This is a genomic window from Actinoalloteichus caeruleus, from assembly GCF_049311605.1.
GTDB classification, from domain to species: Bacteria; Actinomycetota; Actinomycetes; order Mycobacteriales; family Pseudonocardiaceae; genus Actinoalloteichus_B; species Actinoalloteichus_B caeruleus.
Genome location: NZ_CP186005.1, coordinates 4570708 through 4595965, shown reverse-complemented (window position 1 = coordinate 4595965; position 25258 = coordinate 4570708). Strand labels below are relative to the sequence as shown.

The 25258-nt window shown below is 72.4% G+C and carries 25 protein-coding genes and 1 pseudogene; 23 read left to right on the top strand and 3 right to left on the bottom strand.

Annotated elements, in window-relative coordinates; translation table 11 throughout:
* Nucleotides 1-142: 142 nt before the first annotated feature.
* Complete coding sequence (locus tag ACOJVX_RS18580) at nucleotides 143-1093, top strand: AAA family ATPase (RefSeq protein ID WP_422646953.1); 951 nt, start codon at nucleotides 143-145, stop codon at nucleotides 1091-1093.
* 34 nt (nucleotides 1094-1127) lie between these two features.
* Here ACOJVX_RS18580 and ACOJVX_RS18575 read toward each other — a convergent pair whose 3' ends face one another.
* Nucleotides 1128-2807, bottom strand: a complete 1680-nt coding sequence (locus ACOJVX_RS18575) for a transcriptional regulator (protein WP_422646952.1) — start codon at nucleotides 2805-2807, stop codon at nucleotides 1128-1130.
* Nucleotides 2808-3279: 472 nt separating this feature from the next.
* Between ACOJVX_RS18575 and exaC the strand changes: the two genes are divergently transcribed.
* The 16 genes from exaC to ACOJVX_RS18495 all read left to right on the top strand — a co-directional run bounded on the left by exaC (nucleotide 3280) and on the right by ACOJVX_RS18495 (nucleotide 17918).
* Entirely contained in the window at nucleotides 3280-4803 is a 1524-nt protein-coding gene (exaC, locus tag ACOJVX_RS18570) for an acetaldehyde dehydrogenase ExaC (RefSeq protein WP_026419905.1), read from the top strand.
* Nucleotides 4804-4889: 86 nt separating this feature from the next.
* Nucleotides 4890-5294 (top strand): DUF779 domain-containing protein, encoded by a 405-nt coding sequence (locus ACOJVX_RS18565; protein WP_155886237.1) that lies wholly within the window; start codon nucleotides 4890-4892, stop codon nucleotides 5292-5294.
* A 105-nt stretch (nucleotides 5295-5399) separates the two neighbouring features.
* Nucleotides 5400-6989: a signal recognition particle protein gene (gene ffh, locus ACOJVX_RS18560; protein ID WP_026419907.1), complete on the top strand. Its 1590-nt coding sequence runs from the start codon at nucleotides 5400-5402 to the stop codon at nucleotides 6987-6989.
* A 4-nt stretch (nucleotides 6990-6993) separates the two neighbouring features.
* Nucleotides 6994-8085: an amidohydrolase family protein gene (locus tag ACOJVX_RS18555; protein WP_337661829.1), complete on the top strand. Its 1092-nt coding sequence runs from the start codon at nucleotides 6994-6996 to the stop codon at nucleotides 8083-8085.
* 408 nt (nucleotides 8086-8493) lie between these two features.
* Nucleotides 8494-9273, top strand: a complete 780-nt coding sequence (locus tag ACOJVX_RS18550) for a CPBP family intramembrane glutamic endopeptidase (protein WP_051314208.1) — start codon at nucleotides 8494-8496, stop codon at nucleotides 9271-9273.
* Between the two features lie 137 nt (nucleotides 9274-9410).
* On the top strand, nucleotides 9411-10319 hold the full coding sequence (locus ACOJVX_RS18545; RefSeq protein WP_026419910.1) for a CPBP family glutamic-type intramembrane protease: 909 nt from the start codon (nucleotides 9411-9413) through the stop codon (nucleotides 10317-10319).
* 246 nt (nucleotides 10320-10565) lie between these two features.
* The gene (rpsP, locus tag ACOJVX_RS18540) at nucleotides 10566-11018 is read left to right on the top strand and encodes a 30S ribosomal protein S16 (protein WP_026419911.1); all 453 of its coding nucleotides are present in this window, start codon (nucleotides 10566-10568) and stop codon (nucleotides 11016-11018) included.
* Nucleotides 11015-11254 carry an RNA-binding protein gene (locus ACOJVX_RS18535; protein WP_016696794.1) on the top strand — a complete coding sequence of 80 codons (240 nt, stop codon included), beginning with the start codon at nucleotides 11015-11017 and terminating at the stop codon, nucleotides 11252-11254. The genes rpsP and ACOJVX_RS18535 overlap by 4 nt, the downstream gene beginning before the upstream one ends.
* A 13-nt stretch (nucleotides 11255-11267) precedes the next feature.
* Nucleotides 11268-11816 carry a ribosome maturation factor RimM gene (gene rimM, locus ACOJVX_RS18530; protein ID WP_081715607.1) on the top strand — a complete coding sequence of 183 codons (549 nt, stop codon included), beginning with the start codon at nucleotides 11268-11270 and terminating at the stop codon, nucleotides 11814-11816.
* A gap of 174 nt (nucleotides 11817-11990) precedes the next feature.
* Nucleotides 11991-12809, top strand: coding sequence for a tRNA (guanosine(37)-N1)-methyltransferase TrmD (gene trmD, locus ACOJVX_RS18525; protein ID WP_103057112.1), 819 nt, complete (start codon nucleotides 11991-11993; stop codon nucleotides 12807-12809).
* A gap of 163 nt (nucleotides 12810-12972) precedes the next feature.
* Nucleotides 12973-13332: a 50S ribosomal protein L19 gene (gene rplS, locus ACOJVX_RS18520; protein ID WP_016696791.1), complete on the top strand. Its 360-nt coding sequence runs from the start codon at nucleotides 12973-12975 to the stop codon at nucleotides 13330-13332.
* 46 nt (nucleotides 13333-13378) lie between these two features.
* Nucleotides 13379-14347, top strand: coding sequence for a signal peptidase I (lepB, locus tag ACOJVX_RS18515; protein WP_026419914.1), 969 nt, complete (start codon nucleotides 13379-13381; stop codon nucleotides 14345-14347).
* A 14-nt stretch (nucleotides 14348-14361) separates the two neighbouring features.
* Nucleotides 14362-15096, top strand: a complete 735-nt coding sequence (locus tag ACOJVX_RS18510; RefSeq protein WP_051314209.1) for a ribonuclease HII — start codon at nucleotides 14362-14364, stop codon at nucleotides 15094-15096.
* A gap of 86 nt (nucleotides 15097-15182) precedes the next feature.
* The gene (locus ACOJVX_RS18505) at nucleotides 15183-15509 is read left to right on the top strand and encodes a DUF2469 domain-containing protein (RefSeq protein ID WP_016696788.1); all 327 of its coding nucleotides are present in this window, start codon (nucleotides 15183-15185) and stop codon (nucleotides 15507-15509) included.
* 500 nt (nucleotides 15510-16009) lie between these two features.
* Complete coding sequence (locus ACOJVX_RS18500) at nucleotides 16010-16954, top strand: tyrosine recombinase XerC (RefSeq protein ID WP_418155216.1); 945 nt, start codon at nucleotides 16010-16012, stop codon at nucleotides 16952-16954.
* Nucleotides 16929-17918: a FliA/WhiG family RNA polymerase sigma factor gene (locus ACOJVX_RS18495; RefSeq protein WP_026419916.1), complete on the top strand. Its 990-nt coding sequence runs from the start codon at nucleotides 16929-16931 to the stop codon at nucleotides 17916-17918. Before ACOJVX_RS18500 ends, ACOJVX_RS18495 begins: the two co-directional genes overlap by 26 nt.
* 114 nt (nucleotides 17919-18032) lie before the next feature.
* Here the strand turns inward: ACOJVX_RS18495 and ACOJVX_RS18490 are convergent.
* Nucleotides 18033-18614 (bottom strand): annotated as a pseudogene (locus tag ACOJVX_RS18490) (M23 family metallopeptidase); the annotation flags it as partial.
* A gap of 348 nt (nucleotides 18615-18962) precedes the next feature.
* Between ACOJVX_RS18490 and rpsB the strand changes: the two are divergent.
* The 6 genes from rpsB to ACOJVX_RS18460 all read left to right on the top strand — a co-directional run bounded on the left by rpsB (nucleotide 18963) and on the right by ACOJVX_RS18460 (nucleotide 24071).
* A complete protein-coding gene (rpsB, locus tag ACOJVX_RS18485) occupies nucleotides 18963-19796 on the top strand; it encodes a 30S ribosomal protein S2 (RefSeq protein ID WP_026419917.1) in 834 nt (277 codons plus the stop codon).
* Between the two features lie 193 nt (nucleotides 19797-19989).
* Nucleotides 19990-20805: a translation elongation factor Ts gene (gene tsf, locus ACOJVX_RS18480; RefSeq protein WP_026419918.1), complete on the top strand. Its 816-nt coding sequence runs from the start codon at nucleotides 19990-19992 to the stop codon at nucleotides 20803-20805.
* A gap of 152 nt (nucleotides 20806-20957) precedes the next feature.
* Nucleotides 20958-21647, top strand: a complete 690-nt coding sequence (gene pyrH, locus ACOJVX_RS18475; RefSeq protein WP_051314254.1) for a UMP kinase — start codon at nucleotides 20958-20960, stop codon at nucleotides 21645-21647.
* A gap of 131 nt (nucleotides 21648-21778) precedes the next feature.
* On the top strand, nucleotides 21779-22336 hold the full coding sequence (gene frr, locus ACOJVX_RS18470; RefSeq protein ID WP_016696781.1) for a ribosome recycling factor: 558 nt from the start codon (nucleotides 21779-21781) through the stop codon (nucleotides 22334-22336).
* An 8-nt stretch (nucleotides 22337-22344) separates the two neighbouring features.
* Nucleotides 22345-23262 (top strand): phosphatidate cytidylyltransferase, encoded by a 918-nt coding sequence (locus tag ACOJVX_RS18465; RefSeq protein WP_026419920.1) that lies wholly within the window; start codon nucleotides 22345-22347, stop codon nucleotides 23260-23262.
* Nucleotides 23263-23288: 26 nt separating this feature from the next.
* Nucleotides 23289-24071: a class I SAM-dependent methyltransferase gene (locus tag ACOJVX_RS18460; RefSeq protein ID WP_081715647.1), complete on the top strand. Its 783-nt coding sequence runs from the start codon at nucleotides 23289-23291 to the stop codon at nucleotides 24069-24071.
* 30 nt (nucleotides 24072-24101) lie between these two features.
* Here the strand turns inward: ACOJVX_RS18460 and ACOJVX_RS18455 are convergent, their stop codons facing one another.
* Nucleotides 24102-25193 carry a helix-turn-helix domain-containing protein gene (locus ACOJVX_RS18455; RefSeq protein ID WP_422646951.1) on the bottom strand — a complete coding sequence of 364 codons (1092 nt, stop codon included), beginning with the start codon at nucleotides 25191-25193 and terminating at the stop codon, nucleotides 24102-24104.
* Between the last annotated feature and the right edge of the window lie 65 nt (nucleotides 25194-25258).

Below are 25258 nucleotides of genomic sequence, written 5' to 3'. Positions count from 1 at the left end.
TGCTCCGCGGGCGGTGCCATCGCCAGTGGATCGGCAGGCAGGTCCGCGACGTGCCCTCTTCGGACTGAATGCACTGGTCCGTCCACCCGACCGCTGCCGAGGAGGCTCTCCCCCCACCGCCGAGCGGTCTACCGTGGCTCCGGTGCGCCGTGGCCAGACAGGAGGGTTCGACGAGGTGACCGCGCTGATCGCCACCCGTGGCCTCCCCGGGTCGGGAAAGACCACCTGGGCGAAGCGGTACGTCGCGAAGTCCGGTGATCGAGCCGTGCGAGTCAACCGGGACGACCTGCGCGTGATGCTGCACGGCGCCGCGTCGCACCGGGGTGCGACCGAGCGGCAGGTGACCGCCGCGCAGCACGCGCTGATCCGCGCCCAGCTCGACCTCGGGGTGACCGTCGTCGTCGACGACACCAACCTCCGCGCCCGCTACCTGCGGGAACTGCGGGACCTCGCCCGGCGGTCGGGCGCCGACTTCGAGGTGCGGGACTTCACCTCGGTGCCCTTGGAGGACTGCGTGGCGCGGGACGCCGCCCGGGAGGAACCGGTCGGGGAAGGGGTGATCCGCGATCTGTGGCGGCGCTACCTCGCTGGCCGCGAGCTGCCGTTGCCGGTGCCCCCGGCGTCCGAACCGGAGCGCGGGCAGGAGACGACAGGCAGGCCCTACCACCCCCGCCGCGACCGGCCCGCCGCCGTGATGTGCGACCTCGACGGCACGGTGGCCCTGGTGGGCGACCGTTCCCCCTACGACGAGTCACGGGTGGAGTCCGACCAGCCCAACCCGGCCGTCATCGCCGCCCTGCGGGGCATGCACGCCACCGGGCACCGCGTCCTGTTCTGCTCCGGGCGGACCAGCGGGAGCCGGGGGGCCACCGAACGGTGGCTGGCCCGGCACGTGGACGTCCCCCACGACCTGCTGCTGATGCGGGAACCCGGTGACCGGCGGAAGGACGCCGTGGTGAAGCTGGAGATGTTCGACCGGGAGATCAGGGACCACTACCGGGTCGTCTTCGTGCTCGACGACCGCGACCAGGTGGTGCGGCTGTGGCGCGGCCTCGGCCTGACCGTCATGCAGGTGGCCGAGGGCGACTTCTGAGGGGCATCCGCCGGCCCCGCCCCCATCTCGGCGGTCACCCGGTGCGCAGCGTGGCCTCGGCCAGCGCGCGCCGTGGGTCCTGGGCGGGCAGCACCTCCACGAGGCGTTCCAGCACGGTCGAGTCGGGCACGGCGCACCGTCGGTGGAACCGCAGCAGCACCGCCGGGTCGCCGTCCCGCAGCACCCCCGCCCGCACCGAGGCGTGCAGCACCTCCCGCTCCGCCCGCACCAGGGGTGCCTCCGAGGCGACCAGCAGTTCACCGGTGTAGGCGGCGACGGCGTCGCCGGTCCGGCCGTCGTCGAGCGCGGACCGCACCGCCTCGACGTCCGAGCGGACCGCCGGGGACAACCGGTAGGGACGGGCGGTGAGCACCTGCGGGGTCAGCCGCCGTCGAAGCCGGTGCAGTTCGGCCCGGACCGTCACCGGGCTGCCGTGCTCGCCATGCACGTGCAGCGCCAGTTCGCTGGCGGTCAGGCCGCCCCGGTGCAGGATGAGGGCGAGCAGCAGCTCGCAGTGCCGGACCGAGAGCCGGACCTCCCGGCCGTCGACCACCGCCGAGGGTGTCGTGCCGAGCAGCCGCAGCAGGGAGACCCCGCGCGGTGGGGAGGCGGACCCGCCAGGGCCGGGGGGACCCGGCGGCAGCGGGCTGGTGGCCGGCACCGCGGGTTCCTCCTCCGCCCCGCCGCCGACGGCCAGGCTCCGGTCGCGGCCGGCGGGACGGGCCGGCCGTGCGCCCCGGGCCGGCCTCGCGGAGCGACCGCGCTGGTGGGGGCGCGTGCTCAGCCGGAGCAGGTGGCAGCCGTCGTCCAGCGGTTCCCACGACGCCGCCCCCGGCCCGAGGCCCGGCACGGTGCCGTCGTCGATCCGCCAGCCACACCGCCGCCCGGCGCCGTCCACCACCGGGACCACCCTGGCCGGTACCCAGCCCGGCAGCCCGTCACCCACCACCCGGCCGGTCGGGGTGACCACCGCCCGCAACTCGCCGGGGCGGCACCGCAACACCGAACCGTGGCGGTGACGGAGCCAGGAGTCCCGCTCGCGCATCCGCTCCGCCAGCCGTGCCTGGGCCAGTTCCACGGCGGCCCTGACGAGCGCGGCCGTCGCCGGGTGCGCGGAGGACAGCGGCCCCGTGACATCGACGCTCCCGACGATCGCGCCGCTGTCCGGGTCGCGGACCGGGCTCGCCGCGCAGGTCCACGGGTGGTAGGTGCGCACCAGGTGTTCGGCGGAGTGGATGCGCACCGCGCGCCGGACGGCCAGCGCGGTGCCCATCGCGTTGGTGCCCATCGCGTCCTCGCTCCAGCAGGTGCCCTCCCGCAGTCCGACCCGGTCCGCGCGGTGGCACAGGTCCCGATGCCCCTCCCGCCAGAGGATGTGGCCCTCCGCGTCGGTGACGATCATCAGGTGCACGGCCTCGTCGGCGATCCCGACCAGCAGCTCCCGCAGTTCCGGGAGCACCGCGGCCAGCGGGTGGGCGGATCGGCGCGCGGCCAGCTCAGCCCGGTCGAACCCGATCTCGGGAACAGGGGAGTCGGGGCGCACCTCGGCGGCCAGCGACCGCTGCCAGGACTCCCAGACCAGCGGGCGTGGCCGGCGTGCGAGGTCCCCGCCCAACACGGCCTCATGGGTGGCGCGCAGCTGGTGCTCGGACCGTTCCTCGGCGGGGGCGGCGACCGGCCGCCACGGCGCGGACCGTGGGAACTCCGCTGCCATCTGACCTCCGGGGGCGACGTGCTCGGGGGAGGAGACGCGCGACCCGCACCGCGCCAACCCCGGCGCGCCCGCACCGGAATCCTCGGTCCCCTGGGCCGCGCACCACAATCGGCTTCACCTGATCGGGGGATGTGGTCGGCGCGCGGGGCGCGGGCCCCAGCTCACCGCGAGCCCACCGCGCGCCACCCCTGCACCGCGCGGGCCCGGCCCGTCGAGCGCGCTGACCAGGCAGGACGGCGCACCCACGCCCGGCCTGGACGAACCCGGCCGTCCACCTCGGCGAACCGACCAGCCCCTGTCGCCGGGGCCCGCCGCCGAGCCGGCGCAACGTCGACGCAACCCCGCCCGACCTACGGTGCACGCCCGAACCCGGCCGGGGCCCACCGCCGCACCACGGGCGCTCCCCGAGGTGCCTCGCCCGGCGGCGCGCCCCGGGAGTCGTGGGACACCACCGCACCAACGGAGGTAGGTCATGACCCAGTACGCGGCACCGGGAAGCCCCGGCGCCATCGTCGAGTACCGCTCCCGTTACGACCACTTCATCGGGGGCGAGTACGTCCCGCCCGCCGGCGGCGAGTACTTCGAGAACCCCACGCCGGTCACCGGCCAGGTGTTCACCGAGATCGCCAGGGGCACCGCGGCCGACGTCGAACGTGCCCTCGACGCCGCGTGGGCCGCCGCGCCCGCCTGGGGGAGGACCTCCGTGGCGGAACGCTCCGGGGTCCTGCTGGCGATCGCCGACCGGATCGAGCGGAACCTGGAACGGCTGGCCGTCGCCGAGAGCTGGGAGAACGGCAAACCCGTCCGGGAGACCCTCGCCGCGGACCTCCCGTTGGCCGTCGACCACTTCCGCTACTTCGCCGGCGCGCTGCGCGCCCAGGAGGGCGGTATCTCCCAGCTCGACGAGGACACCGTCGCCTACCACTTCCACGAACCGCTCGGCGTCGTCGGTCAGATCATCCCGTGGAACTTCCCCCTGTTGATGGCCACCTGGAAGGTGGCGCCCGCGCTGGCGGCGGGCAACGCGGTGGTGCTCAAACCCGCCGAGCAGACCCCGGCCTCGATCCACCTGCTCGTGGAACTCATCGCGGACCTGGTGCCACCCGGGGTGCTCAACGTGGTCAACGGGTTCGGGGTGGAGGCGGGCAAGCCGTTGGCCTCCAACAGCCGCATCCGCAAGATCGCCTTCACCGGGGAGACCACCACCGGCCGGCTCATCCTCCAGTACGCGAGCGAGAACATCATCCCCGCCACCGTGGAACTGGGAGGGAAGAGCCCGAACATCTTCTTCGCCGACGTCGCGGCGGCCAGGGACTCCTACTACGACAAGGCGTTGGAGGGCTTCACCATGTTCGCCCTCAACCAGGGCGAGGTGTGCACGTGCCCGTCACGTGCCCTGGTCCAGGAGGACATCTACGAGGAGTTCGTGGCCGACGGGCTGGCCAGGGCCCGGGGTCTGCGGCAGGGGCACCCGCTGGACACCACGACCCAGGTCGGGGCCCAGGCCAGCAACGACCAGCTGGAGAAGATCCTCTCCTACGTCGACATCGGCCGGCAGGAGGGCGCGGAGGTCCTCCTGGGCGGCGACCGCGTCGACCTCGGCGGCGAACTCTCCGGCGGCTACTACGTCCAGCCCACGGTGTTCGCCGGGCACAACCGGCAGCGCATCTTCCAGGAGGAGATCTTCGGTCCCGTCCTGTCGGTCACCCGGTTCGCCGACTACCAGGAGGCGATCTCGGTGGCCAACGACACCCTCTACGGGCTGGGAGCGGGTGTCTGGGCGCGCAACGGGACCACCGCCTACCGGGCGGGTCGGGACATCCAGGCCGGCCGGGTGTGGGTCAACAACTACCACGCCTACCCCGCCCACGCCGCGTTCGGCGGTTACAAGCAGTCCGGGATCGGACGCGAGACCCACAAGGTCCAGCTGGAGCACTACCAGCAGACCAAGAACCTGCTGGTCAGCTACGGTGAACATCCGCAGGGGCTGTTCTGATGGTGGAGCCGGACCCCGCTTGCGAGCGGGACGCCGCCCCGGAGCGGGACGGCGTTCCCGGGGCGGACCGGGCCCCGGCGTCGCGGGTGGCGGCCACGCCCGCCGCCGCCGACCTGCTCGCCCGGCTCCGCACCCGGCACGGGCCGCTGATGTTCCACCAGTCCGGCGGCTGCTGCGACGGGAGCTCGCCCATGTGCTACCCCGACGGCGAGTTCCGGGTGGGCGCCTCCGACCGCCACCTCGGTGACCTCGACATCCCCGGAGTGGCCGAACCGGTACCGGTGTGGATGTCCGGCGCCCAGTTCGAGTACTGGCGGCACACCCACCTCACCATCGACGTCGTCGCCGGGCGGGGCAGCGGGTTCTCCCTGGAAGCCCCCGACGGAGTGCGCTTCCTGCTCCGGTCCCGGCTGCTGAGCGACGCCGAGCTCCACGAACTGGAACTCCGGGAACGGGAGGAGGGGGAGGGGCCGACACCACCCCACCCGTGACGCGCCTCGTCAGGAGCGGGTAGCCGCGCCCACCCCGGGCGCGGCTACCCTCGCACGTGCAAGGCCACACCGTTGGCCCCCGACGAGTCCTGGAGACGCCACCCCGTGTTCGACACACTCTCCGATCGGCTCACCTCGGTCCTGAAGAACCTTCGAGGCAAGGGCCGGTTGTCCGACGCCGACATCGACGCCACCTGCCGCGAGATCAGGATCGCGCTGCTCGAGGCGGACGTCGCGCTCCCGGTCGTCCGGACCTTCATCGCCAAGGTGAAGGAGCGCGCGAAGGGCGCGGAGGTCTCCCAGGCGCTCAACCCCGCCCAGCAGGTCATCAAGATCGTCAACGAGGAACTCGTCGGCATCCTGGGCGGTGAGACGCGCCGGATCCACCTCGCGAAGAACCCGCCCACCGTCATCCTGCTCGCCGGCCTCCAGGGTGCGGGCAAGACGACGCTGGCCGGCAAGCTCGCCAAGTGGCTCCGAGGCCAGGGGCACACCCCACTGCTGGTGGCCTGCGACCTCCAACGCCCCAACGCCGTCACCCAGCTCCAGGTCGTCGGGGAACGGGCCGGCGTCACCGTGTTCGCCCCCGAGCCGGGCAACGGGGTCGGCGATCCCGTCGAGGTCGCCAGGCGGAGCATCACCGAGGCCCAGCGGGCCCAACACGACGTCGTCCTCGTGGACACCGCTGGCCGCCTCGGCGTGGACGAGGAGCTGATGCGGCAGGCCGCCGACATCCGGGACGCGGTGAAACCCGACGAGATCCTCTTCGTCCTCGACGCCATGATCGGCCAGGACGCGGTCACCACCGCCCAGGCGTTCCGCGACGGCGTCGGTTTCACCGGTGTGGTCCTCACCAAGCTCGACGGCGACGCCCGGGGTGGCGCGGCCCTGTCCGTCCGGGAGGTGACCGGGCAGCCGATCCTCTTCGCCTCCAACGGCGAGAAGCTGGAGGACTTCGACGTCTTCCACCCGGACCGGATGGCCAGCCGCATCCTGGGCATGGGCGACATGCTCAGCCTGATCGAGCAGGCCGAGCAGGCCTTCGACGCCGAGCAGGCCGAACAGGCCGCGCACAAGATCGGCGCCGGGGACCTCACCCTGGAGGACTTCCTCGAGCAGATGCTGGCCGTCCGCAAGATGGGCCCGCTGGCGAACCTGCTCGGCATGCTGCCCGGCGCCGGGCAGATGAAGGACCAGCTCGCGCAGTTCGACGAGAAGCAGCTGGACCGCGTCCAGGCGATCATCCGGGGCATGACGCCGGACGAGCGGGCCGACCCCAAGATCATCAACGGCTCGCGGCGCGCCAGGATCGCCAAGGGGTCCGGAGTCGCGGTCAGCGACGTCAACGACCTCGTCACCCGCTTCTTCGACGCCCGCAAGATGATGCAGCAGATGGCCGGTCGCTTCGGGATGCCCGGTGCCGGCGGGGGCAACCGCAAGGGCAAGAAGGGGAAGAAGGGCAAGAAGGGCAAGGGCCGCGGCCCCACCCCGCCCCGGATGCCCGCCGGGATGCCCGGATTCCCCGGCCTCCCGCCCGGAGGAATGCCCGGCGGTATGCCCGGCGGTCCCGGAGCCTTCGGCGGTGGCGGTCAGGTGCCGCCCGGCCTCGCCGGCATGGACCAGCTGCCCGCCGACTTCGACCCCAACCGCCTGACCTTCGGCGGAACCAAGAGCGGCAAGAAAAAGAAGAAGTGATCCAGTGGGGACCGCGCTGCACCTGAGCGGAGTGGTGCTGCCCGAGGGCGAGCACCGCGATCTGTGGATCGTCGACGGCCGGGTGAGCACCGCACCCGTGCCCGGCGCCGAGACCATCGCCAGCGGGGCCTACGTGGTCCCCGGCCTGGTCGACGCCCACTGCCACGTCGGGATCGGCCTCGGGGCCCGTCCGGCCGACCCCGACGAGGCCGTCGACCAGGCGCGCGCCGAGCGTGACGCCGGCGTCCTGCTGATCCGCGACTGCGGGGTGCCGATCGACACCGGTCACCTGCGCGGGCGGGAGGACCTCCCCCGCATCCTCCGCGCCGGCCGGCACATCGGCCGGCCCAAGCGGTACCTGCCGGGGCTGGGAGTCGACCTCGACGACCCGTCCCTGCTGCCGAAGGCCGTCGCCGAACAGGTCGAGGCCGGCGACGGCTGGGTGAAGCTGGTCGGGGACTGGATCGACCGTTCGGCCGGCGGGGCCGCCGCCGACCTGGCGCCCCTGTGGCCCGACGACGTCCTCACCGAGGCGATCGCCGTGGCCCACGACGCGGGCGCCCGGGTCACCGCCCACGTGTTCGGGGAGGACGCCCTGCCCGGGCTGCTCAACGCGGGGATCGACTGCGTCGAGCACGGCACCGGCCTGACCGACGACACGATCGACCTGATGGCCCGCCGCGGGGTCGCCCTCGTGCCCACCCTGATCAACATCGAGAACTTCCCCTCCATCGCCGACACGGCGGTGCGCTACCCGCGGTACGCGGCGCACATGCGCGACCTCCACGCCCGGGTGGACGCCACCATCGGCGCGGCCGTCGAGGCCGGGGTCCCGGTCTACGCGGGTACCGACGCCGGCGGCGGCATCGTCCACGGCCGGATCGTCGACGAGATCGAGTCGCTGCACCGGGTGGGCATGAGCCGGGAGCGGGCGCTGTCCGCCGCGTGCTGGCGGGCCCGCGAGTGGCTGGGCCACCCCAACCTGGAGGACGGGGCTCCGGCGGACCTCGTCGTGTACCGGAACGACCCTCGCCGCGATCTGACGGCGCTGCGCGACCCGGCCCGCATAGTGTTGCGGGGGCGCGTCGTGCGGTGAGCCGCCGAACCGGCTGCCCGCCACGTCGCCCGCACCAGGAGCATGCCCGCGTCGGGGCGCCGTCGAGACGTCGAAGGGAAACACGTGGAAGAGCGGGAGCCGGGGTCGGCCACACCGGACGAGCCAGCGCACCGGCCTCCGGACCGGTCCGGGGACGCGGAGCGGACGCCGCCGACCGGCCTGCCCCAGCCCGGCACCGGTGCCCCCGGCAGCCGGCCGCCCGCGCCCCCGCACTCCGCCGGGGCCTCTCCCAGCGCTCCCGTCCCACCCGGGCCGGGGACCCACCCGGGCCAGCCGGCCGGGTCCCCGCCCGCACCGAACCCGTGGCAGGGCCCACCGGCCGCCCCGCCGGGTCCCCCCGGGCCCGGCGCGTCCCCCACCGGGGGGTTCCTGAACCAGTACCAGCCGATGGGGTCGGTGCAGGACGGCCGCGATCCCGGCCTGCACGACCGCTACTGGGAGGCGCAGCTGGAGGCGGGCGCCCGGAACAGCCTCCACTGGGGATTCCTGGCGTTCTTCGTCGGCTGGGCCGCCTACTACCTGGTGGCCGGGTTGATCGGGGCCATCCTCGCCGGGCAGTTCCAGGAGTTCGACCCGCTGGCCCCGCCACCGATGGGGCCGCTGCTGCTCGTCTCGCTCATCCCCAACCTCTTCCTCGGGCTCGGCCCGGCCGTGCTGTCCTGGTGGAAGGGCCAGGGGCTGCGTCGCGACTTCGGCATCGTGCCCAAACGCCGCGACTGGAAGGTCGGGCTGCTCTCCGGGGGCATCGGTCTGGTCGCCGCCTTCGTGATGGCGATCCTGCTGATGTCGGGATCGCTGGACGAGAACGGCGAGTCCTCCGGGATCAACAGCCTCGGCCAGCTCGCCCAGGGGCAGGCGATCTGGATCCTGCTGTTCTCGCTGTTCGTCTTCATCGGCGCGCCGCTCACGGAGGAACTGCTCGTGCGCGGCGCGTTGTGGGGCGCCTTGGAGCAGTACCGGGTACCCCGGTACGCCATCCTGCTGCTCACGACCTTCGTGTTCGCGTTGATCCACGAGGAACCGGAGCGCACCCCGGTGCTGCTCGTCGGTGGGCTGGCCATCGGCATCGCGCGGATGATCACCGGCCGGGTCGCGGCCGCGATCATCGCGCACGCCACCTACAACCTGCTGCCGGCCGTCGTCTTCTACGCGCAGTTCAGCGGCTGAGGACCCGCCGGCACTACCCAGCGTGGCTGGCGTGATCACACCACGAGACCACGGCCCCGCCCTGTTCGGCGTGCCGCGATCACGACGAGTGCGGCTAATCTCGGTGGGACGGGGAAGCGGAGTGGGGAGATCACAACGTGAACCAGGTCGACGGTGGCGAGGAACCTCGCCGCGCAACGCCCGGCCCGCCCGGGCACGGGACGGCTGAGCCCGACGAGACCGTGACCGACATCCCCGGCGAGGAACGGGCGACCAGGACCGCCGGCCCGGGGGCCGAGGCCCGGCGGGACGGGGGACCGCCCACCGCCGAACCCCGGCCCGACCCCGGCGCCGACGGGGCGCCGGTCCGCACCCACCGCTGGGGACTGGGTGTGTTCTTCCTCGCCCAACTGGTGTTCCTCCTCTCCTCGGTCTTCCTGGTCGCCCCGTTGGGACCGATGGACCCGGACTCCTCCCTCCGGGAGACGGTGCTCATCGTGGGGCTGGTCCTGCCCACCCTGCTCGCGGCCGGGGTGGTGCTGGCCGCGACCCGTCTGCGGGGCAACGGCCCCCGGCGCGACCTCGGGCTCGAGTGGTCGTGGGCGGACGTCCGCACCGGCCTCAAGTACGGGGCGTTGTGCATGGGGCTGGCCTACGTGGGGGCGATGTTCTGGTCCCAGTGGGTGGGGGAGGAGAACGCGAACTCCGCGGTGGGATCGCTGGTCGAGGGGCTCCAGCTGTCCCCCGGCCTGGCGGTCCTGCTGTTCCTCCACGTCTTCCTCATCGCACCGACCTGCGAGGAACTGATCTTCCGAGGCGCGCTGTGGGGAGCCATGGAGCGGCTCAGGTGGAGCAGGTGGACCGTGTTCGTCTCCAGCACGGCGATCTTCGCGGTGGCCCACCTCGAGCCGGAGCGCACCCCGCTGCTGCTGCTCATCGGCATCCCGATCGCGCTCGCCCGCCTGTACACGGGACGACTGCTGGCCAGCATCGTCGCCCACCAGATGAACAACCTGCTCGGCGCGGTGGGGCTGCTGCTGATGGCCCTCGGGGTGATCCCCCCGTGACGCACCGCGCGGACGTGGCTCCCCCGGGGCGGTCGGCGGCGCTCCGGCACGACCCCGTCCCGGTGGCTTCCGAGGTCAGTTCGGCTCGCGGGGGACCATCTGGCAGAATGGCTCGCTGTCCGTCGCTGTCGGGCCCTCTCACCGTGCAGCGGCTACCCATGACGTCCGAGCGCTCGGACCCGTCGCCCCACTCGGGCCACGGGCGCTCATCCATGAGCAGACGAGAGCTTGAGGAGCAACTCACCCGTGGCCGTCAAGATCAAGTTGATGCGGCTCGGCAAGATCCGCGCCCCGCACTACCGGATCGTCGTCGCCGACGCCAGGACCCGCCGTGATGGCAAGGCCATCGAGACGATCGGCAAGTACCACCCCACCCGCGAGCCCAGCTTCATCGAGGTGGACTCCGAGCGTGCCCAGTACTGGCTGGGTGTCGGCGCGCAGCCGACGGAGCCCGTGCAGCGGCTCCTGGAGCTGACCGGCGACTGGCAGAAGTTCAAGGGCCTCCCCGTCCCGGAGGGCGCCCTGAAGCAGGCTGAGCCCAAGCCGGACAAGCAGGCGCTGTTCAACGCCGCGCTGGCCGCCGCCGGTGAGGAGCCGGTGACCGAGGCCACGACGCCGAAGAAGAAGTCGACGAAGAAGAGCGACAAGGCCGACGCGTCCGAGGCCGAGGGCGAGAAGAACGAGGGCGGCCAGGAGTGAGTGTCCTGGCGGACGCCCTGGAGCATCTCGTCAGGGGCATCGTGGCGAACCCGGACGATGTCCGGGTCCAGCTCATCACCACCCGGCGGGGACGCACCCTCGAGGTGCACGTGCATCCCGACGACCTGGGCAAGGTCATCGGCCGTGGTGGTCGCACCGCGACCGCCCTGCGGACCGTGATGGCCGGTATCGGTGGCCGCGGTCTGCGGGTCGACGTGGTCGACACCGACAGGTGAGCGTGGTGTGGCAGTGGTGAACACCGCCAGGCCAGGGGAGTCCGCCCTCCTCGTTGGCCGGGTCGTCCGCCCGCACGGTGTCCGTGGGGAGCTGGTCGTCGAGGTCCGGACCGACTCCCCCGAGGAGCGGTTCGCCGTCGGCACCACGCTCGACGGTCGCCTGCGGGACGGCAGCACCCGGACCTTCACGGTGACAGCCGCCCGGAACCATTCCGGGCGGCTGCTGCTCACCCTCGACGGTGTCGTGGGACGGGACGCGGCGGAGGAGCTGCGCGGCACCCTGCTCACCGTGGACCGCGCGGCGCTGCCCCCGACCGGCGATCCGGACGAGTACTACGACCACCAGTTGGAGGGTCTGCGGGCCGAGCTCCCCGACGGCAGCGAGATCGGCCAGGTCGTCGAGGTGGTCCACGGCGCCGGCGCCGACCTCCTCTCGATCCGAGCCCCGGAGCGGGCCGACCGCGTCCTCGTCCCCTTCGTGCGGGCGATCGTGCCCGAGGTCCACCTCGACGAGGGGCGGTTGGTCGTCGACCCGCCCGAGGGGCTGCTCGACGAGACCTGAGGGCCCGCCGTGCCGCGAGCCGTGGCCGCCGCCGTGCCGGGGGTGGGTGCGCGTCCTCGCGGTTCGGCGTCCGATCCTCGCGGTTCGGCTCCGAGGCGCCGCTCCTCCCGGTCGCCCGGGTCGATCCCGTCCCCGATGACCGCATCCACCCCCGTGAACGTTCAGGGAGCGCCGTTGCGCATCGACGTGATCACCATCTTCCCCGAGTACCTGGCGCCACTGCGCGCGGCACTGCTCGGCAAGGCCGTCGACCGCGGCCTGGTGGAGATCGGCGTGCACGACCTCAGGTCCTGGACGCACGACGTGCACCGCACCGTGGACGACAGCCCGTACGGTGGCGGGCCGGGCATGGTGATGAAGCCCGACGTGTGGGGCGAGGCCCTTGACGCGGTCTGCCCGGCCCCGGACCCCGAGGACGCCGGGGGCAGGGCTCCTGTCCTGGTGGTCCCCACCCCGGCGGGACGCCGGTTCGACCAGGCCCTCGCCCGCGAGCTGGCCGAGGAACCGAGGCTGGTCTTCGCCTGCGGGCGGTACGAGGGGATCGACCAGCGGGTGGTCGACGAGGCCGAGGGGCGGATGCGCGTCCTGGAGGTCTCCATCGGTGACTACGTGCTGGTGGGCGGGGAGGTCGCCACCCTGGTCATGGTCGAGGCGGTGGCACGGCTGATCCCCGGCGTGCTGGGCAACCCCGTCTCGGCGTCGGAGGACTCCTTCTCGGACGGCCTGCTGGAGGGCCCCTGCTACACCCGTCCCGAGGTGTGGCGGGGCAGGGCGGTGCCCGACGTCCTGCGCTCCGGCAACCACGCGGCGGTGGACCGGTGGCGGCGGGACCGGGCGCTGGAGCGCACCCTCCGTCGTCGACCGGACCTGCTCGACGCCCTGCCGCCGGAGGAGCTCTCCCGTGCCGACCGCGCGTTCCTCGCCGGGCTGGAGGAAGAGTCTCCGCAGGTCGGGGCCGATGGTGGCGGCGCGGGAGCCGGCCCGATTTCCTGAGACGATCCCGCCCGTGGCACACTGGGTGGGTTGCTGCAACCGGCAGACCAGCCGGCGCGCACCACAGACCACTCCGACGGCGAGCCCAGGCTGTGCCGACAGCGCGCGGCCGCGCCCCGCGGAGAGACGAAAGACCCGAGTGAATGGTGAGGACGGACCACCGATGAACACCCTGGACGCTCTGGACGCTCAGTCGCTGCGTTCCGACATTCCCGCCTTCCGGCCGGGCGACACGCTGAAGGTTCACGTCCGCGTCATCGAGGGCTCTCGGGAGCGCGTGCAGGTGTTCCAGGGCGCCGTCATCCGGCGTCAGGGCGGCGGCATCCGCGAGACCTTCACCGTGCGTAAGGTCTCCTTCGGCGTCGGCGTCGAGCGGACCTTCCCGGTGCACTCCCCGAACATCGCCAAGATCGAGGTGGCGACCAGGGGTGACGTGCGGCGCGCCAAGCTGTACTACCTGCGTGAACTCCGCGGCAAGGCCGCCAAGATCAAGGAGAAGCGCGAAACGCCGACGGCCTCCTGAGTCCCTTGTGGATCACGTAGCGTAGTCTGAGGCGGTGGCGGACTTCGTGCCCTCGAACACACCCCAGGGCGATCCAGACCAGCCCAAGCCCGACCCAGCGCCTCGGCCCGGCTCCGAGCAGGGCCCGCCGTCCGACGGTGGGCGACATAGCTCGGAGCCGGTGAGCGACGAGGCCACCGCTGGCGAGGGCGCGGGCGGTGCGGGTGAGAAGGAGCAGAAGAAGGGCTCCTTCTGGCGCGAACTGGTCGTCCTGGTGGGCATCGCCGTGGTGCTGACCATCGTCATCCAGGCCTTCATCGCCCGGGTCTACGTGATCCCCTCGCAGTCGATGGAGGAGACCCTCCACGGCTGCAACGGCTGCACCAACGACCGGGTGCTGGTGGACAAGATGACCTACCGGTTCACCGACCCGAGCCCTGGCGACGTGGTGGTGTTCCGGGGGCCGGCGACGTGGACCGAGAACGAGATCCCTCCGCAGCGGTCCGACAACCCGGTGGTGAGCTTCTTCCAGTCCATCGGTGGGCTGGTGGGCATGGCGCCGCCGGACAACCGCGAGTTCGTCAAGCGGGTGATCGCGACCGGCGGGCAGACCGTCGAGTGCTGCGACGAGGAGAACCGCGTACTCGTCGACGGGGAACCGCTGGACGAGACCTACGTCTACTGGCAGCCGAACCGGGGTAACACCCAGGAGGCCTTCGGCCCGGTCACCGTGCCCGCCGACCACCTCTGGATGATGGGCGACAACCGCAACAACTCCCTGGACTCCCGAGTGCAGGGCGGCGGTGGTGAGCGGGGCTCGGTGCCCGTGGACGACGTGATCGGCAAAGCCCGGTTCATCGTGCTCCCCCCGCAGCGCTGGCAGGGCATCGGTGACGATGATCCGCAGCGGACGGGGCAGGCGCTGAGCGCGCCGGCCTGGCACGGCGCCATCCCCGCCGGGATCGGTCTCGCGGCCGCCTTCCCGACGTTGTGGATCGGACGGCGGCTGCTCTCGCTGCGTCGGCGGGACGACTGACGGCTGGGACTGGCATGGTGGACGCCGAACCAGGGTTACCGCGGCCGCCGAGGGCCGTGGTCCGGCGGAGTCTCGGCAACTGGGCGTTGCAGTCCGCGCTCGACCGGCGCGGGCTGGGCCCGGTGGCCGGGGTGGACGAGGCCGGTCGCGGGGCCTGCGCCGGCCCGCTGGTGATCGCGGCCTGCGTCCTCCGGCCCAGGGACTCGGAACGCCTGCCCGGGCTGACCGACTCCAAGCTCCTCACCGCCCTGGCCCGGGAACGGCTCTACGACCAGGTGGTCGACCGCGCGGTCGCGTTCTCGGTGGTGTCGGTGCCGGCGGAGCGGGTCGACGCGCTGGGGGTGCATGTCGCCAACCTCGAGGGCATGCGCCGGGCGGTGGCACGGCTTCCGGTGCATCCCGGGTACGTGCTCACCGACGGGTTCCGGGTGCCCGGCCTGACGGCGCCGAACCTCGCGGTGGTCAAGGGCGACCTGGTCGCCGCGTGCGTGGCGGCGGCCTCCGTGCTGGCCAAGGTGACCCGGGACCGGGCGATGGCCCGGATGGACCAGCGGTACCCCGGGTACGGTTTCGCCGTGCACAAGGGGTACTGCACGGCGGACCACGCCGAGGCCCTGAGGGAGTACGGTCCGTGCGCGGAGCACCGCTTCTCCTACTCCAACGTTCGGGAGGCTGCCGGTCACAGGGTGACGAGCAGTCGAACGTCGCCGGTCGGAGGGGGTGCGCCAGAGCCCGTGGCGATCAGCTGATGGTCGCCGCTCGTGTTGAGGAAGAGTGTCGTGGACAATGAGGCCCGCATCACCGGTGCTTCGGCGGTAGGGAGGGTTCGGACTCGATGAGTTCCGAGGATCTCGAGAAGTACGAGACCGAAATGGAGCTGCAGCTCTACCGGGAGTACCGCGACATCGTCGGTCAGTTCTCGTACGTGGTGGAGACGGAGCGGCGGTTCTACCTGGCCAACGCCGTGGACGTCCAGGTGCGCAACTCGGAGGGCGAGGTCTACTTCGAGGTGCGGATGTCCGACGCCTGGGTGTGGGACATGTACCGACCAGCCCGTTTCGTGAAGAACGTCCGGGTCATCACCTTCAAGGACGTCAACGTCGAGGAACTCGACAAGCCCGAGTTGCGGCTACCCGAGAACGGCCCCTTCTCCTCCGGCTGACGCGGCGCGTCGCCCGGTCGCGGCGTGGCGGGGCCCTGATCCCGGTTCGTCCGGACCGGACTGGGACGGCCAACGGGACTCGGGTCGCCCCGGCCGAGGCGCGCGGGGACGCGAACGGAACCCCGTCCCACCGCCAGGCTGACGCCTCTGGTGAGGCCGGGGAGGGGAGCCGGTCCCCCGACCGGGACGCCCGGCCCGTCCCCTCCGGGGAGGAGCGGCCGGGGGAGGGGAGGCCGCGAGGCCACCCCCCGAGGCACCGGCGGCCAGGACGGGTGGCGCCCGTCGATCCCTCCCCGGCGACCGCGCGGGTCGGCTGGTCAGACCTCGGCCGACTTGGGAGGGTGGACCAGGTGCACCCCCACGATCCCCCGAGGTCCCCGTCGAGCCCAGCACCCGACGGGGCGGAAGCGCCACGACGGCCCGCCTCGGACCGGGGCGAGCGCGCTCCCCTTCCCCGCGGCGACGGTGGGGCGACCGCCCAGGCCGCACCCCGCCCAGCCGTGACCGGACAGGCGGAGGCCGTCTCCTCGACGACCGCCGAGCAACTGCTGGCCGACTACCGACGGCACCTGAGCGCCGAACGGAACCTGTCGGCCCACACGGTCCGCGCCTACCTGGGCGACCTGCGCGAGCTCCTCGCCCAGCTCCCCGGAGCCCCCGACGCCGTACCGCTCGACCCGCTCCCGCTCGACATCACCCTGCTGCGGGCCTGGCTGGCCACACGCCACGCCGAGGGGGCCAGCAGGAGCACCCTCGCGCGCCGCGCCGCCGCCGCCCGAGCCTTCACCGCCTGGGCCACCCGGCGAGGCCTCCTCCCCTCTGACCCCGGGCCTCGGTTGCGTGCTCCCCGCGTGCGGCGCGCGCTGCCCTCCGTCCTGCGCCCCGACCAGGCGGCGACGGCGCTTCGCGCGGCGGAGCGGGCCACCGCCGATGGCGACCCGGTGGCGCTGCGTGACCACGCCGTGGTCGAACTCCTGTACGCGACCGGGGTCCGGGTGGCCGAACTCTGCGCGCTGGACGTGGACGACGTGCGGCGTGCGGACCGCCTCCTGGTGGTGCGGGGCAAGGGCGACCGGGAACGCGCCGTGCCGTTCGGTGTTCCCGCCGAACGTGCGCTGGCGGCGTGGCTCGAACGAGGACGACCCAGCTTGACCAGGTCGGATTCGCCCCCAGCCGTCTTCCTCGGGGTGCGCGGCGGTCGACTCGGCGTCCGGGCGGCACGCACGATCGCGCACCAGACCGCCGCGGCGGCTCCCGGCGCTCCGGACGTGGGACCGCACGGATTCCGGCACTCGGCGGCTACCCACCTCCTCGAGGGCGGGGCTGACCTCCGCAGCGTACAGGAGTTGCTCGGTCACGCTACGCTCGCAACAACCCAGTTCTACACACACGTCACCGTCGAACGGCTAAAGGCAATCCATGACCGAACCCACCCCCGTTCCTGACGATGTTGGGGGAGGTTCCCGTACGGCCATCGCGCGTCACCAGCAGGAGCATGGCGCCACGGTCGGTGGCGACCGCGCCATCCGCTCAGCTCGGTCGGGGACTGCTCCAGCGACACCCTCACAGCCAGCCCAGCCCACCGCCGGGTCGTACCGCTCCCGCGTCACTCGGCGTGACGCCCCGTCCTCCGGTGATCCGCGCAGCGCCGACGACGTGGAAGCCGGCATCGTCGCGCTCTGGCGCTCCTACGGCGCGGCGCGGCAGCAGGCGCTCCGGGACAGACTGGTCCTGCACTACGCGCCCCTCGTGAAGTACGTCGCCGGCCGGGTCGGCACCGGACTGCCAGCCCACGTCGACGTCGCCGACCTGGTGCAGTCCGGGATCTTCGGCCTGGTCGACGCCATCGAGAAGTTCGAACCCGAACGTGGCCTGAAGTTCGAGACCTACGCGATGCAACGCATCCGGGGAGCCATCCTGGACGACCTGCGCGCCCAGGACTGGGTGCCCCGGTCGGTCCGCAGCAGGGCGAGGGACCTGGAACGAGCACAGGAACGCCTGGAGGCCCGGTTGCAACGCACCGCCTCCGACGGCGAACTGGCCCATGAGCTGGGTATCGGCGTCTCCGAGTTGCGGGACCTCTTCGCGCAGGTCCAGCTCACCAGCGTCGTCGCCCTCGACGAACTCATCGCCGCCGGGCGGGGGAGTGCCTCCCTTGCCGAGACCCTCCCCGACGAACGCGCCGAGGACCCGGTCGCGAACCTGATCGACGGGGACAGCCGCCGCCAGCTCGCGTCGGCCATCGCGCAGCTCACCGAGCGGGACCGGATCGTGGTCACCCTGTACTACTTCGAGAACCTCACCCTCGCCGAGATCGGACGGGTCCTGGGTGTCACCGAGTCCCGGGTCTGCCAACTGCACACCCGGGCCGTGCTGCGGCTGCGCACGAGGTTGACCGGCCAGTCCTGACCCCACTGTCGGGTGGGCGGTCCCGACCGGGCCGCCCACCACGGTCGGGGAGGACGCCTCCCAGGGCAGCAGCCGGGCACGTCGGCCGGGCAACAGGGTGAGCGGGTCGAGGTACTCCCCGTCGACGAGCGCTCCCCAGTGCAGGCAGGCCGCCGAGCAACCGGGGTGGGCGCCGTCGAGCCAGCCCAGCAGCGCGCCGCCCACGACGGGCTGTCCCACCCGGACGGCCGCGCGCACCGGTTCGTAGGTGGTGCGGAACCCACCGGCGTGGTCGACGGAGACCACGGGGCGGCCACCTACCGGGCCCGCGAAGAGCACCACACCGTCGGCGGCGGCCAGCACCGGTCCACCGGGGGGAGCGGCGAGGTCGACCCCTCGGTGGCCTGGCCCGTAGGGGGTCAGCGGCCTGCTGAACAGGCGGACCACCTCTGCTCCACCGACAGGCGAGTGGGTCACCCCCGGCGGGGTGATGCTCGCCCGGTCGGGCGGAGGGCCCGGTGCCCGGTGGGGGCCGGAGCCGGGCGACGCCGGTGTGGGTGGCCGCTCCCACCGCCACCCTGCCGGGGACGCCGTCGCGGGCTCCGCGGCCCAGCCGCGCGGCGTGGGCGTGGGCACCGACGCGGACACCGCCAGCGCGGGGACGGTGAGCAGGGCCAGGGCGCGGGTGAGGCCGGTGGGCCGACGGGTGCGGGTCATGTCCGGATCGTGCGCCGCCGGTGCCCCGGGCGACCAGCCACGCACCCGCGGGGTGTGGACAACTCGGCGCTGGGGATCGCCGAGGTTCCCAGCGCATCCCAGCCACCGGGGATCTTGCCGCAGGTCGTACACTGAGTGGTGCGGGCTGACACTGTGCGGTCCGACTTCGCGTGATCGCGCGCGTCGGCCGGGTTCTCCGGGCGGCACGGCATCCGGTGGTCCCGACCTCACCCTACGGGGTGGTCGGGCTCCGATGGCGGCGCGACACCAGGACAGCGGGCCAACCACCCGCTGTGACAACCACCAGCGCGCCTCGGCGCGCCCGAGAACACGAGGTGCTAACCGGCCATGGCCGTCGTCACCATGAAGCAGCTGCTCGACAGCGGCGTGCACTTCGGGCACCAGACCCGTCGTTGGAACCCGAAGATGAAGCGCTACATCTTCACCGAGCGCAACGGCATCTACATCATCGACCTCCAGCAGACGCTGACCTACATCGACCGGGCCTTCGAGTTCATCAGGGAGACCGTCGCCCACGGCGGCACCATCCTGTTCGTCGGCACGAAGAAGCAGGCGCAGGAGGCCATCTCCGAGCAGGCCCTCCGCGTGGGGATGCCCTACGTCAACCAGCGCTGGCTGGGCGGCATGCTCACCAACTTCTCCACGGTGCACAAGCGCCTCCAGCGGCTCAAGGAGCTGGAGTCCATGGAGCAGACCGGGGGCTTCGAGGGTCGCACCAAGAAGGAGATCCTCATGCTGACCCGGGAGAAGGACAAGCTGGAGCGGACCCTCGGCGGTATCCGCGACATGGCCAAGGTCCCGAGCGCGGTGTGGATCGTCGACACCAAGAAGGAGCACATCGCCGTCGGTGAGGCCCGGAAGCTGGGCATCCCGGTGGTGGCGGTGCTCGACACCAACTGCGACCCCGACGAGGTCGACTACCCGATCCCGGGCAACGACGACGCCATCCGGTCCGCGGCGCTGCTGACCAGGGTCGTGGCCGACGGTGTCGCGCAGGGCCTGATGGCCCGCTCCGGCCGAGGCAACGCCCCGGAGGGCCAGGAGAAGCCGGAGCCGGGCGTCGCCAACGACGAGCCGCTGGCCGAGTGGGAGCAGGAGCTGCTCGCCGGTGCCGCCAGCGAGGGCGAGAAGCAGGGCAGCGAGCAGCCCGCCCAGGCCTGATCGCAGCCGAACCGCCGACGCCGCCCGGGCGGCGTCACGCGTCGGACGAGAGCGGTTCCACCGCTCCGCCACCGTCAGCACGGGGCACCCGCGACCACGCGGGTGCCCCGTTCCCCGGGGTCACCAGACACTCACCCGCGCCGCGCGGTGCCGGCCAGCGGGTACGCAACGACGAGAAGGACTGACGACGCACATGGCGAACTACACCGCCGCCGACGTCAAGCGGCTTCGTGAGCTCACCGGCTCCGGCATGATGGACTGCAAGAAGGCGCTGGAGGAGTCCGCCGGCGACCTGGAGAAGGCCGTCGAGCTGCTCCGCATCAAGGGCGCCAAGGACGTGGGCAAGCGTGCCGAGCGCACCACCGCGAACGGCCTGGTCGCCGCCGACGGCGGCGTGCTGGTCGAGCTGAACTCCGAGACGGACTTCGTCGCGAAGAACGCCGAGTTCCAGGAGCTGGCCGCGAAGGTCGTCCAGGCCGCGAAGGAGACCCGGCCGGCCGACGTCGCCGCGCTGAACGCCGCCTCCGTGGGCGACAAGACCGTCGCCGACGCCGTGCGGGAGCTCTCCGCCAAGATCGGCGAGAAGCTCGAGGTCTCCAAGGTCGCGGTGTTCGACGGCCAGGTGGCCGTCTACCTGCACCGTCGGGCCGCCGACCTGCCGCCGGCCGTGGGTGTGCTGGTCGAGTACACCGGGTCGAACGAGGACGCGGCCAAGGCGGCGGCCATGCAGGTCGCGGCGATGCGCGCCAAGTACCTCACCAGGGACGAGGTGCCCGCCGACATCGTCGCCAACGAGCGGCGCATCGCCGAGGAGACCGCCCGCGAGGAGGGCAAGCCGGAGCAGGCGCTGCCCAAGATCATCGAGGGTCGGGTCAACGGCTTCTACAAGGACGTCGTCCTGCTGGAGCAGTCCTCGGTCCAGGAGTCCAAGAAGACGGTGAAGGCGGTGCTCGACGAGGCCGGCGTGACGATCACCCGTTTCGCCCGCTTCGAGGTCGGCGCTTCCTGACCCGCACCACCCTGGGCACGGAACTCCGGAGAACCCGGGGTTCCGTGCTCAGCTCTGCCAGGCCCTGGTAACACCCCGTCCAGCCCGTGAGGAGAGTAGGTCCGGTGTCCGACCCGCAGATCGACGACGACCACCCCGGTTACCGCCGCGTGATGCTCAAGCTCGGCGGTGAGATGTTCGGCGGTGGCGCGGTGGGCGTCGACCCCGACGTGGTCCAGACGGTGGCACGGCAGATCACCGAGGTCGTCCGCACCGGTGTCCAGGTCAGCGTCGTGATCGGCGGCGGCAACTTCTTCCGGGGCGCGGAGCTCCAGCAGCGGGGGATGGACCGCGACCGGGCCGACTACATGGCGATGCTGGGCACCGTGATGAACTGCCTCGCCCTCCAGGACTTCCTGGAGAAGCAGGGCATCGACACGCGGGTGCAGACGGCCATCACCATGGGGCAGGTCGCCGAGGCCTACATCCCCCGTCGCGCCGAGCGCCACCTGGAGAAGGGTCGGGTGGTGATCTTCGCCGCCGGCGTCGGGATGCCGTACTTCTCCACCGACACCGCCGCCGCCCAGCGCGCGTTGGAGATCGGCTGCGAGGTGGTGCTGATGGCCAAGGCCGTCGACGGCGTCTACACGGCGGACCCGAAGAAGGACCCGACCGCCACCATGTACCACCACATCACCCACCGTGAGGTGCTGGAGCGTGGTCTGAAGGTCGCGGACGCCACCGCGTTCAGCCTGTGCATGGACAACAACATGCCGATCCTGGTGTTCAACCTCCTCACGGAGGGCAACATCGCCAGGGCAGTGCGTGGTGAGAAGATCGGCACGCTGGTCTCCACCCCCTGACGAGCGCGTCCCCTCGGGGGCGTGCTGAGATCTACGAAGAGGCTGTCCCCGAGCCCTGTGCGGTCGGGCAGTGGTTGTGAGACAGGGCTCTGACCAGCATCAGCCAACCGGCGGCAAGCGAAGGAGCAGTCGTGATCGACGAGGCCCTCCTCGATGGCGAGGAGAAGATGGAGAAGGCGGTGTCCGTCGCCAAGGACGAGCTCGCCACCATTCGCACGGGTCGCGCGACCCCGGTGATGTTCAACGGCATCAGCGTCGACTACTACGGTGCGATGACGCCGATCAACCAGGTCGCCAGCATCAGCATCCCCGAGGCGCGTCTCGCGGTGATCAAGCCCTACGACCCCAGCCAGCTGCGCGTCGTGGAGAAGGCCATCCGGGACTCCGACCTGGGCGTGAACCCCAGCAACGACGGCACCATCATCCGCGTGGTCATCCCCCAGCTCTCCGAGGAGCGCCGGCGGGACCTGGTGAAGGTCGCCAAGCAGAAGGGTGAGGACGCCCGCGTCACCATCCGCAACATCCGGCGGAAGGTCAAGGACGAGATCGACCGGATCGTCAAGGACGGCGAGGCCGGCGAGGACGAGGGCTCCCGCGCGGAGAAGGAACTCCAGAACCTGACCGACAAGTACGTCGCCAGCGTGGATGACCTCGTCAAGCACAAGGAAACCGAGCTGCTGGAGGTATAGGGCTCTCCATGATGGCGGCCGGTGACCACGACGCACCTGGTGTTGACGGGGAAACCGGTCACCACCAGCACACATCCACCCCTCCGGGAACGGCGGTGACCGGGGGGACCGCCTCCCGCGCGGGGAGGAACCTCCCGGCCGCCATCGCGGTCGGGCTGGGACTCGGGGCGTTGCTGCTGGCCGCCCTGCTCTTCTGGCGGCACCTGTTCGTGGCCATCGTGGCCGCGGCGGTGGCCGTCTCCACGATGGAGCTGCACCGGACCCTGGGTCGCGCGGCCGGGGTCCGGCTGGCCCTGGCCCCGCTGCTGGTGGGTGGCCAGGCGATGATCTGGCTCTCCTGGCCGTTCGGCACGGTCGGGGTGCTCGCCTCCTTCGCCTTGACGGTCGTCGCGTGCCTGCTCTGGCGGTTCCGGGGCGGCGCCGACGGGTACCTCCGGGACACCTCGGCGTCGGTGTTCGTGGCCGCCTACGTCCCGCTCTTCGCCTCCTTCGCGGCGTTGCTGGTGCTCTCGCCGGACGGCGCGGCCCGCACCATCGCGTTCCTGCTCGCCGTCGTGTGCTCGGACACCGGTGGGTACGTCGCGGGCGTCCTCTTCGGCCGCCACCCGATGGCCCCGTCGATCAGCCCGAAGAAGTCCTGGGAGGGTTTCGCCGGCTCCCTGCTGGCCGGGGTGGCCGCCGGCGTGGGCAGCTTCGTGTTCCTGCTGGACGGCGCTTGGTGGCAGGGGGCGATCTTCGGGGCGGCCCTCGTGGTGACCGCGACCACGGGTGACCTGATCGAATCACTGGTCAAACGGGACGTCGGGGTCAAGGACATGGGCTCCCTGCTCCCCGGGCACGGGGGGATCATGGACCGCATGGACTCCCTGCTGCCCTCCGCTGTCGTCTCCTGGCTGTTGCTCACCGTCTTCCTGCCGCTCGCGTGACCGGTCCCGGGCGGCGGCTGCCGGCCCTGTTCCAGGCGGTCACGGGCCTGGCGGGCCGGCGGGAACGGCGGGGAGGCGGTGTCCTGCCCAGCCCCAACATCTGGAACTGGCCGGATCTCTACGAGGTGGAGAACAGGGCGCAGGACCCCGACGGAGTCCTGTGGGATGCTCTGCGCGCCGCCAGGGACTGGTCGGGCGCGGACGTGGTGGACGTGGGTTGCGGGGCCGGGTTCCACCTCCCGGTGTTCGCCCGCTCGGCCGCCCGGGTGGTGGGGGTCGAACCGCACCCCCCGTTGGCCGCCGCGGCCAGGCAGCGGGTGCGCGACCTCCCCGCGGTGACCGTGCACGAGGCCGGTGCCCAGCGGCTGCCGCTGCCCGACGCGGCCGTCGACCTGGTGCACGCGAGGACCGCCTACTTCTTCGGGCCGGGCTGCGAGCCAGGTCTGGTCGAGGCCGACCGGGTGCTCCGGCCCGGCGGAACCCTGGCCGTCGTCGATCTGGACGCCACCCGGCACTCCTACGGCCGGTGGATGCGCGCGGACCTGCCCCGCTACGACCCGCTCGCGGCCGAACGGTTCTTCGTGGAGCGCGGCTTCTCCTGCCAGCGGTTCGACGTGGACTGGCGCTTCGACGATCGGCGGAGCCTGGAGTCGGTGCTGGGCATCGAGTTCTCCCCCGAGATCGCGGCGCGGGCCGCCGCGGAGGTGCCGGGACTGTCGTTCCGCGTCGGGTACCGGGTGCACGTGCGGCACAAGCCCAGGGGCCCGGTGCTGCCGAACGGGGCCACCGCCCGGGACGACCCGCGCTGAGCTCAGGCCCCCGGGTGGCCGTCCTCCCGGTCAGGGCGAGGTGACCAGCCGCAGGTGGGGCCGTGGGTCGGGGATCCCCAGCAGCCGCCGGATGATCGCTGGGGTGACCTCGATCCGCGCGGCCAGCTCCGCCAGCCCCACCCCCTGGTCCGCCGCCATCTCGGTGGCCGTCCGGAGCAGTGTCGGCTCCTCCCCGGGGAAGACCTCGCTGACCGGTTCGTCGGTGCGGAGGCCGAGACGGGACAGCTCGACCATCACCTCGCGGTAGGTCGTGTCGGAGTAGAAACCCAGGGTGCGCCCCCGCACGGCGAGTGCCGCCATCGACACCCCGTACCGGTGGCCGAGGTCGCGGAGCGACGCTGGTTCCGGTTCCACCGGCAGGAGGTCACCGATCTCCGTCGCCGGCATCAACAACTCCGCGGCGAAGGCGTTCGCCTCCGCCTCGTGCCGGGGGTTGCCGGGTGCCGGTTCGGGGTGCAGCAGCAGGTGGCCCAGTTCGTGCGCCACGGAGAACCGCTGGCGCAGCGGGTTCCCCCGATCGGTGAGCGCGATGATCGGGCGTCCACCCTTCGCCGAGGAGAACGCGTCGATGTTCTTGTTGTCGGGAATGACCAGCCGGGCGACGGCGACGCCCCGGGCCTCCAGGGTGCGCACCAGGTGCGGGACGGGCCCCGAGGGGACGTCCCAGCCTCGGCGCACCGCCCGGGCGGCCCGGGCCGGGTCACTCCCGGTGGCGGCCGGCGCCAGGTCCACCACCGGCAGTTCGATGAGGTCCTCCAACCTGGACAGGACCTCCCACAGCAGTTCCACCTGCGCGAGGGCCTGGAGGCGCTGGGTGGCCGTGGTGGCCCGCAACGAGCGGAAGTGCGCGTTGGTGGTGTCCAGCCTCAGCTGGGGACGACCGGCCGCGAAGAACCCGACGGGCAGCTCCATCACCTGGGCGCAGCGGGAGAGCACGGTCACGTCGGGTCGTGACTGGCCGAGTTCGAACCGGGAGAGCAGCGCGGCCGGCCGGCCTATCCACTCCGCCAGCTCGCGCTTGCTCAACCCGAGAAGCCGCCTGGCCATCGTCAACCTGGCCGGGTCGAAGGCCCGCGCGGCCGCGAACGCACCCGTGGTCACTGCGATCTCCTGGTTCGTCGGCCTGCCACTGCCGTGGTCGGTACCTGGTCGGCGCGCGAGCGCCC

Excerpts from the sequence above, each read along its gene's own strand:
- ACOJVX_RS18575 (WP_422646952.1), bottom strand. The coding sequence starts at position 2,807 with ATGGCAGCGGAGTTCCCACGGTCCGCGCCGTGGCGGCCGGTCGCCGCC.
- exaC (WP_026419905.1), top strand. The coding sequence starts at position 3,280 with ATGACCCAGTACGCGGCACCGGGAAGCCCCGGCGCCATCGTCGAGTAC.
- ACOJVX_RS18550 (WP_051314208.1), top strand. The coding sequence starts at position 8,494 with ATGGGGTCGGTGCAGGACGGCCGCGATCCCGGCCTGCACGACCGCTAC.
- rplS (WP_016696791.1), top strand. The coding sequence starts at position 12,973 with ATGAACACCCTGGACGCTCTGGACGCTCAGTCGCTGCGTTCCGACATT.
- ACOJVX_RS18510 (WP_051314209.1), top strand. The coding sequence starts at position 14,362 with ATGGTGGACGCCGAACCAGGGTTACCGCGGCCGCCGAGGGCCGTGGTC.
- ACOJVX_RS18505 (WP_016696788.1), top strand. The coding sequence starts at position 15,183 with ATGAGTTCCGAGGATCTCGAGAAGTACGAGACCGAAATGGAGCTGCAG.
- ACOJVX_RS18495 (WP_026419916.1), top strand. The coding sequence starts at position 16,929 with ATGACCGAACCCACCCCCGTTCCTGACGATGTTGGGGGAGGTTCCCGT.
- rpsB (WP_026419917.1), top strand. The coding sequence starts at position 18,963 with ATGGCCGTCGTCACCATGAAGCAGCTGCTCGACAGCGGCGTGCACTTC.
- tsf (WP_026419918.1), top strand. The coding sequence starts at position 19,990 with ATGGCGAACTACACCGCCGCCGACGTCAAGCGGCTTCGTGAGCTCACC.
- pyrH (WP_051314254.1), top strand. The coding sequence starts at position 20,958 with ATGCTCAAGCTCGGCGGTGAGATGTTCGGCGGTGGCGCGGTGGGCGTC.
- ACOJVX_RS18465 (WP_026419920.1), top strand. The coding sequence starts at position 22,345 with ATGATGGCGGCCGGTGACCACGACGCACCTGGTGTTGACGGGGAAACC.